This window comes from Mycobacterium sp. SMC-16, from assembly GCF_046250085.1.
Lineage (GTDB): Bacteria > Actinomycetota > Actinomycetes > Mycobacteriales > Mycobacteriaceae > Mycobacterium > Mycobacterium phocaicum.
Window position 1 is genome coordinate 4,327,927 of sequence record NZ_CP176427.1, and the last position, 15,775, is coordinate 4,343,701.

Annotated in this window: 12 protein-coding genes; 3 read left to right on the top strand and 9 right to left on the bottom strand. The window is 65.6% G+C overall.

Going from position 1 to position 15,775, the window contains the following annotated elements; translation table 11 throughout:
• Nucleotides 1–191: 191 nt before the first annotated feature.
• The 3 genes from ACJEIK_RS20950 to ACJEIK_RS20960 are packed head-to-tail and all read right to left on the bottom strand — an operon-like array spanning nt 192 to nt 5,037.
• A complete protein-coding gene (locus tag ACJEIK_RS20950) occupies nt 192–1,091 on the bottom strand; it encodes a DUF4357 domain-containing protein (protein WP_409430219.1) in 900 nt (299 codons plus the stop codon).
• Complete coding sequence (locus ACJEIK_RS20955; RefSeq protein WP_409430220.1) at nt 1,088–2,317, bottom strand: restriction endonuclease subunit S; 1,230 nt, start codon at nt 2,315–2,317, stop codon at nt 1,088–1,090. Before ACJEIK_RS20955 ends, ACJEIK_RS20950 begins: the two co-directional genes overlap by 4 nt.
• Entirely contained in the window at nt 2,314–5,037 is a 2,724-nt protein-coding gene (locus tag ACJEIK_RS20960) for a DEAD/DEAH box helicase family protein (protein ID WP_409430221.1), read from the bottom strand. The genes ACJEIK_RS20955 and ACJEIK_RS20960 overlap by 4 nt, the downstream gene beginning before the upstream one ends.
• Nucleotides 5,038–5,599: 562 nt before the next feature.
• On the opposite strand from ACJEIK_RS20960, the gene ACJEIK_RS20965 reads away from it, so the two are divergent.
• Nucleotides 5,600–6,781, top strand: coding sequence for a geranylgeranyl reductase family protein (locus ACJEIK_RS20965; RefSeq protein ID WP_409430222.1), 1,182 nt, complete (start codon nt 5,600–5,602; stop codon nt 6,779–6,781).
• A 5-nt stretch (nt 6,782–6,786) separates the two neighbouring features.
• Here the strand turns inward: ACJEIK_RS20965 and ACJEIK_RS20970 are convergent, their stop codons facing one another.
• The 4 genes from ACJEIK_RS20970 to ACJEIK_RS20985 all read right to left on the bottom strand — a co-directional run bounded on the left by ACJEIK_RS20970 (nt 6,787) and on the right by ACJEIK_RS20985 (nt 11,909).
• Nucleotides 6,787–7,557, bottom strand: coding sequence for an SDR family NAD(P)-dependent oxidoreductase (locus tag ACJEIK_RS20970; RefSeq protein WP_409430223.1), 771 nt, complete (start codon nt 7,555–7,557; stop codon nt 6,787–6,789).
• A gap of 263 nt (nt 7,558–7,820) precedes the next feature.
• A complete protein-coding gene (locus tag ACJEIK_RS20975; protein ID WP_409430224.1) occupies nt 7,821–8,678 on the bottom strand; it encodes a pseudouridine synthase in 858 nt (285 codons plus the stop codon).
• Nucleotides 8,675–10,420 carry a glycerol-3-phosphate dehydrogenase/oxidase gene (locus ACJEIK_RS20980; RefSeq protein WP_409430225.1) on the bottom strand — a complete coding sequence of 582 codons (1,746 nt, stop codon included), beginning with the start codon at nt 10,418–10,420 and terminating at the stop codon, nt 8,675–8,677. Before ACJEIK_RS20980 ends, ACJEIK_RS20975 begins: the two co-directional genes overlap by 4 nt.
• A gap of 73 nt (nt 10,421–10,493) precedes the next feature.
• A complete protein-coding gene (locus ACJEIK_RS20985) occupies nt 10,494–11,909 on the bottom strand; it encodes an NAD(P)H-quinone dehydrogenase (RefSeq protein ID WP_061009623.1) in 1,416 nt (471 codons plus the stop codon).
• 60 nt (nt 11,910–11,969) lie between these two features.
• Here ACJEIK_RS20985 and ACJEIK_RS20990 point away from each other — a divergent pair, with 60 nt between their 5' ends.
• A complete protein-coding gene (locus tag ACJEIK_RS20990; RefSeq protein WP_061009621.1) occupies nt 11,970–12,437 on the top strand; it encodes a gamma-glutamylcyclotransferase in 468 nt (155 codons plus the stop codon).
• A 90-nt stretch (nt 12,438–12,527) separates the two neighbouring features.
• On the opposite strand, the gene ACJEIK_RS20995 is transcribed toward ACJEIK_RS20990, so the two are convergent.
• Together ACJEIK_RS20995 and ACJEIK_RS21000 are read right to left on the bottom strand one after the other, a co-directional pair.
• Nucleotides 12,528–13,697, bottom strand: coding sequence for a M20 family metallopeptidase (locus tag ACJEIK_RS20995; protein ID WP_061001954.1), 1,170 nt, complete (start codon nt 13,695–13,697; stop codon nt 12,528–12,530).
• A complete protein-coding gene (locus ACJEIK_RS21000) occupies nt 13,694–14,905 on the bottom strand; it encodes a M20 family metallopeptidase (RefSeq protein ID WP_064858275.1) in 1,212 nt (403 codons plus the stop codon). Before ACJEIK_RS21000 ends, ACJEIK_RS20995 begins: the two co-directional genes overlap by 4 nt.
• A 55-nt stretch (nt 14,906–14,960) precedes the next feature.
• On the opposite strand from ACJEIK_RS21000, the gene ACJEIK_RS21005 reads away from it, so the two are divergent.
• Nucleotides 14,961–15,767, top strand: a complete 807-nt coding sequence (locus tag ACJEIK_RS21005) for a purine-nucleoside phosphorylase (RefSeq protein WP_409430226.1) — start codon at nt 14,961–14,963, stop codon at nt 15,765–15,767.
• Nucleotides 15,768–15,775 lie beyond the last annotated feature (8 nt).

The window sequence follows — 15,775 nt, forward strand, 5'->3', positions numbered from 1 at the left end:
GTCTTTCAGTGTGATCTCGCCGCTGGGCGCAGAGCCGCCGACGAGGCGCAGTTCGATCTGCTTGATCATGACCATCGCCTCCCATCTGCGATTCCATGCGGTCGGTCAGTTGCCTCCGGACCATTGTGCCGCGCGAAGCCGCTCTCGCTCACAGAATAATTGCAGTGCCCACCGACAACCTGCTCGCGCCGCTACTCGACGCCGCGACTCTCCCAGTCGCCAAAAGTTGAACCGTCCGAGGCGATCCACTCTCGGCGCCCATTGCAGGAGTGTCCCCATGCAACAGCGCCCGCCGTGGAAGGTGAGCTGAACGGGATGCTCCGGGTGACCACGCCCTTCCCAGCTTCGATGACGATCGCCCCGTCGGCGATCAACTGCTCATGGTGCGCACGGTACGACGCATACGACTTAATCGTGCTTTGAGCCTTGCCAATGCCCTGCCAGACCGCCACGACAATCGACCCGGCGAGCATGGTGAACTCGCCGTCGATCTGCTGGGCCTGAGCGTCGACACCTTGCTTGGCGTTGCGCAGGTGAAATACCGGCGAATCCGAGTCCACGACGTCCCGGATTCTGGGTTTCGGGAGCGGGATGCGGATGGCATTGACGCCAAGAACCGGCAGCACGATCTCAAGTTGCGAAACGAAGTAGTCCATGTCGGAGGCATCCGCTTCGGGCAACGCCGGCGGCGACGGAGCCGTACCGTTATCCACCTTGACGCGCCCAGCTCTTGTCGCCAGATCGATGAGGCGTGACTCAAGGTAGCGGCCATGGGCCTTTGTCAGATTCGCGTCCTTCGACGTGATCACGACGACGCGATCCCAAAAATCTTTCTCCCGTTGGTGATAGCGCAAGCGCTCAGCGACGACGTCGGCCTCACCTATGTAGCAACGAGTGTTTCCGACAACAGCTTCATCTTCGCCCATCAACAGGTAGGCGCCGGTGCGTTGTGCCTCCTCACGTTTGAGGAGATCGGCCAATTCTGACCGCGGCGCCGACAGCACATGCCCAGTCCAATTGGTGATCTCAGCGGTGGTGAGTCCACCGGCACTACCGTCGACAAGAAAGATCTTGATCTGCTTGCCGCTCATACAGATTCGACTTTTCTCAACTCGGCGGAGGAACCCGTGAGGCGGCCGGAGAAAGCTGCGGATAGGATAGCGCCGCGAAGGCGATTACTACGCATCTTCGCCGCGCTTAGCTCAGCGCTGAGACGCTCGCGACTTGCATTCAATTCGTCCAGTTTCCCCAACAACGTTGCGCGAATCGACTCGGGTGGGATCGGCACTTCGATCGAACGCACTAGTGACAGGTTGAGATTCGGCTGAACCCCGCCCGCAGCCATCCGGCGCATCGCTGTGTAGTTGGCATCAAGCACCAAACGTACCCATGCCCGGAGCTCAGGATCGTCAAGAACTACCGCCGCGCAAGCCTGATTCGTAGTCGCATCGATGCCAAGTTCGGCAACGGTACCCCGCGTTCGCCCTTCCCCGTACATCGCGATCAGCAGTGAACCTGCCGGCACCAATTTGATGTTTGTCCTCGCCAGTGCCGCCTCGGTCACGAACTGAGACGGCTTTGTCACGCGGCCTTGATGTAAATCACCGCTCGTAATCCATGGAATCGTTCCATTGAGGTAGAAGTCCGAGTTTGATCTCAACGGCGTCGCACCAGTAAGCACTTGCGAAATTTGACCGAGCGGAACGACTTGAGTCCCGTTGACCGATGACAACTCCCGAACACATCTCGCAAGGAAAACGTCCTTCATCGCGGAGACTCGTCTCGCACACCTATCGAGCGCTGCGTTTGCCGAATTCAAGCGCGACAGATGGTCTTCAAGAATCTCTACGATGCGGTGCTGCTCATCCGATGGAGGTAACGGCACCGGAATTCTCCTCAACTGCTGCTGCGGAAGGTGCGCGATTGTTGAGCCGGTGGCAAACGCCGCTAACGTTCCGTTATTCGCTTGGTGCTCAAGCAGGTAACGCAGAAAGCGCACATTCAACACTGCAGAGGGTCTAATCCGGTGCAATGCCTTCTGAAATGCGATGTACTCGGGCCGGCCGCGCCAAATAGCACAGCGGCCGATCTCACCACCTTCACAAACGAGGAGATCTCCTTCAAGAACCTCGAACCGTTCGAGCTCTGCGTCGGCAAGTTCCATCGACAGCAAGTCGTCCGCGTCGATCCGCCCCCACTGAACGTTGACGTTGCGAAGATACTGAACCCGAGGTTTGCCCGAATCTCTGCCCTTGTCCAGCATTTTCCCAAGTGCCGTATCAGCGACCTCACCCAGCGGCTTAACTGGCCAGCTCACGCCGTCAACTCCGCGTTCAATTGGTCAATCAACTGTGCTGCTCGATCGCCCAAATCCCTTATCGCCCCGTCAGTTCCGCCGCGCTCTGTGAATGGCGCGTCGTCCAGGTCTTCGACCCGGATGCCCGCAGAACTCGCGATCACCGACACCATCCGGTCCAGCCACCACCGCTCGGTCTCGCTGAAGACTGCGCCCGACTGCTCCTGTTGCGCCAGCCAGGCGGCATATCGTTCACGCACCCGCTCACCGTAGGGCACCAGCTCGTCATCAACACCAGTGGCGTAGCGAATCAACGACACCAGGTCGGTAAGCGTGTGGGTGGCACTCTTGCGCACCTTCGCCCCATCCACCGCGGCATAGGCGTTCCAGATCGCGTCGGTTGTCCAATTGTGCGGTGGCCGTGAGATTCTCGCCGCCAGCCCCTCGATGACCGCGAAGTCGATACGCCGTTCGCCCGCCTCATAACCGACTTGCAGTGCGGTGATCTCGTCGCGATGTTCAGCCAGATAAGCGGCCCACGACTCCACCACCGAGCGAGCCTTGTCCGTGTCGACCACACCCCCAGCTTCGATCAGTTCGTCGCGACTGACCTCGTCGATCACTCGATCATGCGCAGCCCGGAGCTCCAAAATACGGCTGCGCAGCTCAGGGTTCGAGGCCAGCGGTTCAATCGCACGATCAATGGCTTCTCGTGTCGTGGTCGATGGTTCGACCGCATCAACGAGATTCCGGATGATGTCGCGAACCGAACCGGATGCGACCTCATCTAGTTCAACCCGCTCTTTGTCGGTGAGGTCAAGCTCCAATTTGGCTAAACGCGAAGCAAGAGTGGCTGCTTCATCCTCGGTGATCGTTAGATTGGCCGCTTTCTCCAGCAACTTCTTGAGCGGCACCGACCGTTGCCGGTTCAGGGGCGGCTCCACGAAGTCGTGCTCGGTGACGCCGACGGCGTCGACTATCACAAACCGCGTCTTCGTCTGCGCATCCGGTGTGACCGATTGAAAGTCAGCGTCCGGAATTGTCCGTGCCCCACGACCTTTCATCTGTTCGAAGTACTGCGCTGAGCGCACATCGCGCATAAAGAACACACATTCCAGTGGTTTAACATCGGTACCGGTGGCGATCATGTCGACAGTGACGGCGATGCGCAGGCTCGGGCTGGTCCGCAGGGCTTGTAACTGCTCCTTGGCATTTCGCGCGTTGTAGGTGATCTTCGCAGCGAAATCGTTGCCCTTACCGAACACTTCACGTACTTGCTTGACGATCTCCTCCGCATGGTTGTCATCTTTGGCGAAGATCAGCGTTTTCGGCACCGTGCTACGTCCCGGGAAAATCTCGGTGAAGAGCCGGTCCCGGAATGTTTCGAGCACCGTCCGGATCTGATCGGTCGCGGTCACTGCCCGATCGAGCTGTGCTGCAGCGTAATCCAGATCATCGTCTAGTGTCTCAAGCCGCTGTTCACGAGTACGCCGGTCAACCTTCGGCACGATGGTGCCTGCCTCAATCCGCGAACCCGCATCGCTGATCTTCGTGCGGATCCGGTACACGTCGAAGTCGACGTTGACGCCGTCAGCTACGGATTCGGGATAGGTGTAGTCCGACACCAGGTTCTGCCGGAAGAACGCGAACGTCTGTTTACCAGGAGTGGCCGTTAGCCCGACCACGTGGGCGTCGAAATACTCGAGGACACCCCGCCAAACCCCGTAGATGCTCCGATGAGCTTCATCGACAACGATGAGATCGAATGTCTCCGGTGGGATTTCACCGCTGTACGAAACAGTCACCGGCACCTCCGGGGTGTAATCGTCGATGTCCGGGTCGTCGGTGTCGCTCACTTCGCCAACCTTGATGGCCTTGAAAACCCGCTGAATCGTCGAAATCGATACCTTCGTCGAACCCAACAATCCCGCCTTGGACAGCTTGGCGACGTTGTACAGCTCCGTGAAACGCCGACCGTCGTCAGGCGTGCGATAGTTCTGGAATTCAGCAAGTGTCTGGTCGGCCAGGTTGTTTCGGTCGACCAGGAACAGAATTCGATTGAAGCCACCGTGTTTGAGCACGCGGTACGACTGCGCCACCGCGGTGTACGTCTTGCCGGCGCCAGTCGCCATCTGGATCAGCGACCGATCGAACTGCTGTGCAGCCAAACTCTTTTCGACGCCATTGATAGCCTCGATCTGGGCCGGGCGGAGCGGAGCAGTATCGAGCGCAGGCAGGTTCTGCACCTTAGCCCGCCATGTCGGTCGACCTGGGTCCGCTTCGGCGTCACGCAGAATGCGGGCCAACGCCTCGGGCCTAGGCACATTGAAGATCAGCCGCGCGCGTGGTTCCGGATCGAATCCGTTCGTGAAATGAGTTTCGACGCCCGAAGCCTCGAACACGAATGGCAAGCGACCTTCACGCGTCTTCGCGGCGATCCGCACATCGGCTGGCAAACCCTCGGCATACATGGCTGACTGCCACTCGACCCCAGACAACGGCGTACCGACTGGTTTCGCCTCAATGACGCCGACCACTGCCTTATCGACGTAAAGCAAATAGTCGACCCGTCCGTGGCTTGGCTCCATCACCACTTCGCGAACAGCAATGCCCGAACCCGCGAAGAGGTTCAGGTCCTTCTTATCTTGGACTACCCAGCCCGCCTGGGTGAGCTGCTCATCGATGAGCCGTCGCGCACGCGCCTCGGCCGGCAGCAGAGAATCGCCCCCCACGTCGCTCATTAGCACAGCTTATCGACTTCGATCGTATGGAAAGCCAGTATCAGACGAGTCATACCCACAACGGAGTACAAAGTCGTGCCCTCCGAGGCATCCAACCGACAGTGCTAAGCCTTATGGAGTGCACGATCTCGTGGTCCGGCGTCTTCGCATGGACACTGGCATGGCGCATCTGCGACGAATCGCAGCACCCGCCGGACCACATGCCAGACAAGGCCGCAGGTGCACCCAACGGGTGCAGGCGGCGATGCAGTCCTGGCAGCCCTTTGCGGTCTGCGGAGTGACCAGGCGGACGCTCGTTAAGTGCGAACCGCGAAGATGGATGCCACGACATCCACGGTAGCCCCGTTGCTCCCTGATTACCCGGGCGCGCTCGACACGTCGGCCGAGAGCATCTCGGCCAACTCGCCAGTCCGACGGAACCCGCCAGGCTCCTCGTCGTCTTCGTGTCGAACACCGGGGACGAACTGAAAGTCGACGACCCGCTTCGGTAAGTTGTTCGCCTGACGGCTCCACGCGAAAGCTGATGAACTGGAGCCACTTCGGGACGGACGGGGCGGGCACGATGGCACATCGGTATGACGTCGTCGTCGCCGGCGGCGGTCCGTCAGGCGCCGCCGCGGCGTGGCAGGCGGCGCAGGTGGGCGCCAAGGTGCTGGTCGTGGACAAGGCAGAGTTTCCCCGCGACAAACCGTGTGGCGACGGCTTGACGGCCCGCGCCGTCAGTTACCTGCAGAAGATGGGCCTGGCCGACGAGGTCTCCACCTTCCACCGGGTCGACCGTGTCACGGTGTTCAGCCCGAGCCGGTGGGAGATGTCCTTCCCGCAGCGCCCCGGCATGCCCGATCACGGACATACCGTCAGCCGAACGCATTTGGACACGGTGTTGCTCAGGCACGCCGAGAAGGCGGGAGCCGAGGTGCGCGAGGGCGCCGAGGTGGCGGGGCCCGAACTCGATGCCGGCGGCCGGGTGGTCGGCGTGGTTCTCAAGTCCGGCGAGAAGATCTCGGCAGACGCGGTCATCGCCGCCGACGGCGCGTACTCACCGATCAAGCGCGCCCTGCACATCGATTCGGAGTACAACGGCTACTCGGCCATCGCGATCCGCGCGGAGGTGCAGGCCAACCGACCGAACACCGATTCGCTGGACATCTACCTCAAACTGCAGTTCCAGGGCAATCAACTGCCCGGCTACGGCTGGGTGTTCCCGATGGGCAACGGCGTGCTCAACATCGGCGTGGGCTACGTCAATTGCTACCGGAACTGGCAGGCGATCAACGCCACGCAGTTGCTCGGCGAATTCCTGCGGTCCCTGCCGCGTGATTGGGAGCTACCGTCGATCACGGAATTGAAGAAGAGCAAGAGCGTGCGCGCCTGGCGACTGCCGATGGGTTTCACCGCGTGGCCGCCGTGGCGCCCGGGCGTGGTGTTCACCGGCGACGCCCTCGGTGCCGCCAAACCGGTTTCGGGCGCTGGCATTTCGAAGGCGCTCGAGGCCGGCCTGGGCGCCGGCGAGAGTGTGATCGCGGCACTGCAGAACGGTGGCCCCGACGACTTCACCAACTACACCCGGCGCCTGGAGGCTGCCTGGGGCAGGGAGTACCGCATGGGCCGCTTCGGCCACAAGCTCGCCGGTATCCCGATCATCCCGAACACCGGCATCAAGCTGCTCGACAAAGGATTCGTCCGCGACGGCGCGCTCAGAGTGATGTACGGGAAGTCATACGGCCCCCTGCACACATACTGACAGCCCTAGCGCGGCGTCCCGCCGCCGTCCACGATGACGACCTGTCCGGTGATGTAACTGCCTGCACCCGAACACAACAGCAGCGCCGTGCCCACCATTTCGTCGGGGCTGGCCAGCCGCTTCAGCAGCGTGTTGGACGCCATCACGTCGATGGCCTCCTGCGGGTTGTTGCGCACCATGTCGGTATCGACGGGACCGGGCGCGATGGCGTTCACCCGGATGCCATCGGCCGCGTAGGCGGCTGCCATCGACCTGGTGAACGACAGCAGCGCCGCCTTGCCCGCGGCGTACATCGACACGAACGGCGCGAACTGGAACGCCCCGACCGACGACATGTTCAGCACGGCGGCGGCCGGGCTGGCCTTCAAGTGCGGCAACGCTTTCTGCACCAGGAACACCGGGCCACGCAGGTTGGAGTCGTAGGACTTCGCCCAGGCCTCGGGCGTCATCTCCCCCAGCGGCTGAGCGAGAGCGTTGGCCGCGTTGTTGACCAGGACGTCGATGCCGCCGAATTCCGCGACGGTGGCGTCCACCAGCCGGTCGAGATCGTCGAGGTTGCCCATGTTCGTCGGGACACCGATCGCCTTGCCACCCAGCCCGCGCAGATGCTCGGCCGCGGCCTCGCACGCGTCGGGCTTGCGGCTCGCGACCACCAGATTGGCGCCCGCGAGCGCGAATCCCTCGGCCATCGCGAGGCCGATACCGCGCGTGCCGCCGGTCACGATGGCGGTGCGGCCGGTCATGTCGAACAGGCGGTCAATTGTGGTGCGGTCCATGGCTAGCAGTAGAACACAGGGTCATACGCGCTGACCCGGGCCGACCTGTCGAGCGGACACAAGGCCGCCGCGGCACGTCTTCATTCATTCCGCGCTGAGGGCGACAATTGTCGAGTAGACGCAGCCGTGCCCGCAGAGTCGATCCCGGTCCCTGGTTGATCCCGCGGCAGGGGCGAGAAAGTTCGAGCACGTGACGCCGCTGACGCAGAGTCAACGCAGGCGCGGGTGATTCTGCGGTCAGGGCGCGTCACCCACATGGCCCCTTACGTCTCCAACGTTCGCTCGCTGACGAACTCCCGCTCCACCCCGGTCACCGGATCAGTGAACGCCAGCCGATGCGCCAACAACTGCAATGGCGTCGAGAAATCGCCGGCAGGAACATCAAGCACCGTGGGGTACAACGGATCACCATCAATGGGCAGCCCCAGCGAGTTCATGTGCACCCGCAGTTGGTGGGTGCGACCCGTCGACGGCGTCAGCCGGAACAGCCCATCCCCAACCGGCTCAACGAAAGTCACCGCGTTGACCGCACCGGGCTCGATGACGGCCTGTAAAGACCCGCGCCGCTTCACAATTCGATTCCGCAGCTCGACGGGCTCGGGCAGCGTCCCGGCCGACGACCGCGCCAGATACGTCTTGGACGCCCCGCCGGACGCGAACATCGTCTGATACGCCCCACGGACCTCGCGTCGTGCGGTGAACACCAGGACGCCCGCCGTCAGCCGGTCCAGCCGATGTGCCGGCGAGAGCTCCCATAACTTCAGTGACCTTCGCAACCGCACCAACGCCGTCTGCACCACATGCCCGCCGCGCGGCATGGTGGCCAGGAAGTGCGGCTTGTCGACCACGACGATGTTCTCGTCGCGGTATAGCACCGGTACGTCGAACGGCACAACGACCTCGTCGGGCAGGTCCCGATACCAGTAGATGTACGCGCCCGCCGGCAGCTCGGTCGCCTCATCGACCACCGACCCGTCAGCGCAAACCACCTCGCCGGCAAGGACTTTCGCGGCCGCGTCGGCGCCGAACCGGGACCGCACCTCGGCCAGCACCGGCCCGCCGTACACCCGCAGCCGAGCAGGTCCGATCCCCTCGTAACCGGGACGGACGGGCAGACTCAATCGAGCGGAACCGGCTCGAGGATCTCCGAACGGGCCTCGGGAGCCGCCGCGCGCAGCGCATCTGCCGATTCGTCGTCGGGCTGCGTCTGTGACAGCACCTCGGCTTCGACGCGGGCCAGGTACGTCGCGACCTCGCGGTCGACGTCCTCGGCACTCCAACCCAGCACGGGCGCAACGACTTCCGCGACCTCGCGGGCGCAGTCGACGCCGCGGTGCTGGTACTCGATGGAAATCCGCATGCGGCGGGCCAGGATGTCCTCGAGGTGCAGCGCGCCCTCGGCCGCGGCCGCGTACCAGGCCTCGACCTTCAGGTACACCGGCGCCTCGGTGATGGGCTCCAGCAGCTCGGGGCGGTCGGCCGCCATGTCCAGCACCTCGCCGATCAGCGAGCCGTAGCGGTCCAGCAGGTGCCGCACCCGGTAGGGATGCAGCCCATAGTGCTGGCCCACGTGTTCGGTCTGGTTGATCAGCGCGAAGTAGCCGTCGGCCCCGAGCAGCGGCACCTTCTCCGTGATCGACGGCGCCACGCGCGTCGGCACGAACTCGCTGGCCGCGTCGATGGCGTCCTCGCCCATGACCCGGTAGGTGGTGTACTTGCCGCCGGCGATGGCCACCAGGCCGGGAGCCGGCACCGCGACGGCGTGCTCGCGGGACAGCTTGGAGGTCTCCTCGCTCTCGCCGGCCAGCAGCGGACGCAGGCCCGCGTAGACGCCGTCGATGTCGTCATGGTTGAGCGGCGTGGCCAGCACCTTGTTGACGTGCCCGAGGATGTAGTCGATGTCGGCCTTGGTCGCCGCCGGGTGCGCGAGGTCGAGGTTCCAGTCGGTGTCGGTGGTGCCGATGATCCAGTGCGTGCCCCACGGGATGACGAACAGCACCGACTTCTCGGTGCGCAGGATGATCGCCACCTCGCTGACGATGCGGTCCCGCGGGACGACGATGTGCACGCCCTTCGAGGCGCGGACCCGGAACCGGCCGCGCTGCTTCGACAGGGCCTGAATCTCGTCGGTCCACACTCCGGTGGCGTTGACCACGACGTGGCCGCAGACCTCGGTCACCGCACCGGTTTCCGAATCGCGGACCCGTACACCGGTGACCCGGTCGCCTTCGCGGAGCAACGCCACGACCTGCGTCGAAGTGCGGACGACGGCGCCGTAGTGCGCAGCGGTGCGGGCGACGGTCATGGTGTGCCGCGCGTCGTCGACGACGGTGTCGTAGTAGCGGATCGCGCCGATCAGCGAACTGCGCTTGAGCCCGGGCGCCAGGCGCAGCGCGCCGGCCTTGAGCAGGTGCTTCTGCGCGGGCACCGACTTCGCTCCGCCGAGCTGGTCGTACAGGAAGATGCCTGCGGCGATGTAGGGGCGCTCCCAGACCCGCTTGGTCAGCGGGAACAGGAACGGCAGCGGCTTCACGAGGTGCGGTGCCAGCGTGGTCAGGGACAGTTCGCGTTCGTACAGCGCCTCACGAACCAGGCCGAACTCGAGCTGCTCGAGGTAGCGCAGGCCGCCGTGGAACATCTTGCTGCTGCGGCTGGAGGTGCCGGAGGCGAAGTCGCGCGCCTCGACCAGGGCGACCTTCAGCCCGCGCGTCGCCGCGTCGAGCGCCGCACCGGCGCCGACGACACCGCCGCCGATCACGATCACGTCGAACTGCTCGGAGCCCAACCGGTTCCACGCGGTGTCGCGCTGTGCGGGGCTCAGCAGGGTCTGACCATTGCCCGGACCGGGAATCGGGTCACTCACGGCGGAACTCCTCGTGGTTACTCGTCGGTAGGCCTTGCGTGACCGAGCCTACGTGGTCGGCCTGGTTCGTGTGTCAGTCCAGATCGTCGTGAGCCATGAGCCGGCGGGCCGTCTCGATGATCGAGCCCGACAGCGACGGGTAGACCGACAGCGTCTGCGCCAGATCGGTCACCGAGATCCGGTTCTGCACGGCCAGCGCGATCGGCAGGATCAGCTCGGACGCGATCGGCGCGACCACGACGCCGCCGATCACCACGCCGGTGGCCGGGCGGCAGAAGATCTTGACGAAGCCGTGCTCGAGCAGCGACATCTTGGCGCGCGCGTTGGTGTTCAACGGCAGCATCAGGGTGCGGGCCGGAACCGTGCCGGCGTCGATCGCCGATTGCGGCACGCCGACCGCGGCGATCTCCGGGCGGGTGAACACCGCCGCCGCGACCGTCCGCAGCTTGATGGGCGAAACCCCTTCACCCAGTGCGTGATACATCGCGATGCGGCCCTGCATGGCGGCCACCGACGCCAGCGGCAGCAGCCCCGTGCAGTCACCTGCGGCGTAGATGCCCGACGCCTTGGTGCGTGACACCCGGTCGACCGTCAGGTAGTTGCCCGGGCCGAGCTCGATGCCGACCTTCTCCAGGCCCAGACCCGAGGTGTTGGGCACCGACCCGATGCTCATCAACGCATGGCTGCCCTCGACGACGCGGCCGTCGGCCAGGCTGACCTTGACGCCGGTGTCGGTACGGACCACCGAATCGGCGCGTGCGTTCTTGACCAACGTCACACCGCGCTCGGAGAACACCTCCTCCAGCACCGCGGCGGCGTCGGAGTCCTCGTGGGGCAGGATCTGGTCGCGACTGGCCACCACCGTGACCTTGACGCCCAGCTCGGTGTAGGCGTTGCAGAACTCGGCGCCGGTGACACCCGAGCCCACGATCACCAGGTGCTCCGGCAGTTCGGTGAGGTCGTACAGCTGGCGCCAGTTGAGGATGCGTTCGCCGTCGGGCACTGCGTTGGGCAGCACCCGGGGGCTCGCGCCGGTGGCGATCAGCACCACGTCGGCCTTCAGCACGCCGGACCGCCCGTCGGGCGTCGTGACCTTGACCCGGTGGTGTGCCATGCCCGGGATGCTGTCGACGAGCTCGCCGCACCCGGCCACCACGTTGACGCCGGCGCGCAGCAGCTGCCCGCCGATGTCGACCGACTGGCTCCGCGCCAGCGTCTTGACCCGATTGTTGATCTGCGGCAACGAGATCTTGGCGTCCTCGATCTTGATGTCGAAGCCCAGCCCGTCGGCGCGGCGCAGCTCGGTGCGCACCCCGGTGGACGCGATGAAGGTCTTGGACGGCACACAGTCCCAGAGCACGCAGGCACCACCGATACCGTCACGGTCGACGACGGTGACCTCGGTCGCCTCACGGCCGTAACCGGCGGCCACCAGGGCTGCCTCATACCCGGCGGGACCGCCGCCGATGATCACGATGCGGGTAGCCACGGCTACATCTAACCCTGAGTTGGGTGTTGGTCGCCCGACAACAAGCCGTAGGCTTGCCGAGTGCCGCTCTACGCCGCTTACGGATCGAACATGCATCCGGAGCAGATGCTTCAGCGGGCCCCTCATTCTCCGATGGCGGCCACGGGGTGGCTGCACGGCTGGCGGCTGACGTTCGCCGGCGCGGACATCGGCTGGGAGGGCGCGCTGGCGACGCTGGTCGAGGATCCGCTGTCGAAGGTCTTCGTCGTGCTCTACGACATGACCCGCGAGGACGAGGACCGCCTGGACCGCTGGGAAGGCTCCGAGCTCGGTATCCACAAGAAGATCCGCTGCCGGGTGCACCGGGTGTCGTCGGACACCACGACCGACCCCGTGCTGGCCTGGATGTACGTCGTCGACGCCTGGGAGGGCGGCCTGCCCTCAGCGCGCTACCTCGGCGTGATGGCCGAGGCCGCCGAGATCGCCGGCGCCCCCGCCGACTACGTCCACCACCTCCGCACCCGCCCTTCCCGCAACATCGGGCCGTAGCCAGGCCTCCCCTCTCCCCGCGAGCGGCATGTGAGGCGCCGCGGGATGTGAGGCGCCACGGGATGTGAGGCGCCACGGGACAGCTCGGGGTCAGAACGCGGCGGCCTGCTCGATGATGTTGACCAGGACCCGGACGCCGACGCCGAGGGCGCGTTCGTCGAGGTCGAAGGTCGGCTGGTGGAGGTCCAGCTGCGGGCCGACGCCGGGCCACACACCGAGCCGCGCCATGGCGCCCGGCACCTCTTCCAGGTACCACGAGAAGTCCTCGCCGCCACCGGATTGCTTGGTGTCGGCCAGGGCCTCGGCGCCCAGCGCCTCGATGGCGTGGGTCATGATCCGCGTCGACAGCTCCTCGTTGACCACGGGCGGGACACCGCGGCGGTACAGCACCGTGTGATCGACGTTCAGCGGCGCCAGCAGCGACGAAACAATCTCGCGGACAATCGATTCCATCTCCACCCAGGCGTCCCGGCTGGCGGTGCGGATGGTCCCGGCCAGGGTCCCCGTCTGCGGAATGGCGTTCGAGGCGAAACCGGCGTTGACCGCGCCCCACACCATCACGGTGCTGTGCCGCGGGTCGACGCGACGCGACAGGATGCCGGGCACCCCGGTGATCAGCGCACCGAGCGCGTAGACGAGATCACCCGTCAGATGCGGGCGGGACGTGTGCCCGCCCGGCGAGTGCAGTGTGATCTCCATCTGGTCCGCGGCCGACGTGATGGGTCCCGGAATCGTGGCGACCTTGCCGACCTCGAGCCGCGGATCACAGTGCAGCGCAAAGATTCTCGACACACCGGCCAGAGCGCCCGCAGATATCGCGTCCAGCGCGCCACCGGGCATCAGCTCCTCGGCCGCCTGGAACACCAGGCGCACACCGACCGGCAGCGTCGGCGCCGAAGCCAGCGCCAACCCGGTGCCGAGCAGCACCGCGGTGTGAGCGTCGTGCCCACATGCGTGTGCCACGTTGGGGACTGTCGAGGCGAACGGCAGGCCGGTGCGCTCGTCCATCGGCAACGCGTCCATGTCGGCGCGCAGGGCGATCCGCGGCCGGTCCTCGGGGCCGAAATCACACGTCAGGCCGGTACCGCCGGGCAGAATCTTCGGGTTCAACCCGGCCTCGGCCAGCCGCGTAGCGACAAACTTGGTGGTCTCGAACTCCTGCCGGCCCAACTCGGGGTTGGCGTGCAGATGCCGCCGCCACCCGACCAGGTCACCGTAGTTCGTGGCCAGCCAGCGCTCGGCGTGGTCCGAGAGGGTCATCCGCGCCCTGCCTTCACTTGTTGCTGAACCGCTGCCCGGTCCGCCATCTTCTGCAAAACCCGGGCGCGCTCGTCAGGTGCCTGCGCCAGTGCAACCACAGTGCGCGCCAACATGATCGAGCCTTCGGTGACGGCCTTGTCGGCACTCGGTCCCGCCGCGGCCGCGGTGAACTCCGGTTGGTGGATCGAGGCCCCGTTGGCCTCGATGCCGACCACCGGATGGATACCCGGCATCACCTGCGTGACGTTACCCATGTCGGTACTGCCAAGGGGCACAGACACTTCCAGATCCATCGGCAGCGGGGTACGGCCGAGGCGCTCCATCTCGGCACGGAACACCGTCGTCAACCACGGATCGGGCGTCAGCGCGTCGTACCGCGGTGACACCTCCGTCACCTCGTGCGTGCAGCCGGCCGCCAGCGCGCCGGCCGCGAAGCACGAAAACATGCGCACTTCCAGTTCGTCCAGCGACGCCGAGTCCGTGGCCCGCATCGTGTACAGCAATTCGGCATGCGCCGGAATGACATTCGGCGCCTGACCGCCGTCGGTGACGATGCCGTGCATCATCTGGCCGGGCGTCAACTGCTGACGCAGCAGCCCGATCGCCACCTGCGCGACCGTCACCGCATCGGCAGCATTGATGCCGAGATAGGGCGCGACGGCGGCATGGGACTCGCGCCCGCGGTACGCCACCGACACCTCGGACAGCGCCAGCGACCGCGCTCCCGCGATGTCCACCGGACCGGGGTGCAGCATCACCGATGCCGCGACATCGTCGAACACTCCGGCGTTCAGCAGCAACGCTTTTCCGCCGCCGGCCTCTTCGGCGGGCGTCCCGATCAGCGCCACGGTGATGCCGATGTCGTCGGCGACCTCGGCCAGCGCCAGGGCCGTTCCGACTGCCGACGCGGCAATGATGTTGTGCCCGCACGCATGTCCGATGCCGGGCAGCGCGTCGTACTCGGCGCAGATGCCGATCACCAGGTCGCCGCTGCCATAGTCGGCGCGGAAGGCGGTGTCCAGACCGCCGGCGGCCGGAGTGACGTGGAAGCCCCGCTCGGCCACGAGCGCCTGGGTCTTGGCGCAACTGCGGTGCTCCGCGAAAGCCAGTTCCGGCTCGGCGTGAATCGAGTGCGACAGTGCGATCAAATCGGCACGGTGACGCGCGACGGCATCGGTGACCGTCTGCAGTGCGTCTCCCGTCGGCATCATGGAAGTATCGCACCGGCCCGTTCGGCCGCGGTCGGCAACTAAGGTGGACGCCGTGACCGATCCGCAGGCCACCCCTGACTCCGCCGCCGCTGCGGCCGCCGCCACCATCCGTGACCGCACCGGAATCGCCGACTTCGACGTGGCTGTCGTCCTCGGTTCCGGCTGGGCCCCGGCCGCCGCCGTGCTGGGCGAGCCGTCCGCCGCCATCGCCATGGGTGACCTGCCCGGATTCACCCCACCGACGGCGTCAGGCCATGGTGGCCAGGTGCTCGCGCTGCAGGTCGGCGGCCGCAATGTGCTGGTCCTGCTGGGCCGCATCCACGCCTACGAGGGTCATGACCTGCGGCATGTCGTGCACCCCGTGCGCACCGCCATCGCGGCCGGCGCGGGCACCGTGGTGCTGACCAACGCCGCCGGCGGCCTGCGCGAGGAGTACTCGGTGGGCCAGCCGGTGCTGATCAGTGACCACCTGAACCTGACGGCCCGCTCACCGCTGGTCGGGGCGCAGTTCGTCGACCTCGTCGACGCCTATTCGCCGCGGCTGCGGGCACTGGCCCGCGCTGTCGACCCCACGCTGGCCGAAGGCGTGTATGCCGGGCTGCCCGGCCCGCACTACGAGACGCCCGCCGAGATCCGCATGCTGCGCACCCTGGGCGCCGATCTGGTCGGTATGTCGACGGTGCACGAGACCATCGCGGCCCGCGCCGGCGGCGCAGAGGTGCTGGGCATCTCGATGGTGACCAACCTGGCCGCCGGCATGACCGGAGACCCACTCAGCCACGCCGAGGTGCTGGAGGCCGGACGCCAGTCCGCGACCCGGATGGGCACGCTGCTGGCCGAGGTGTTGGCGAGGCTTTAGCGATTCCA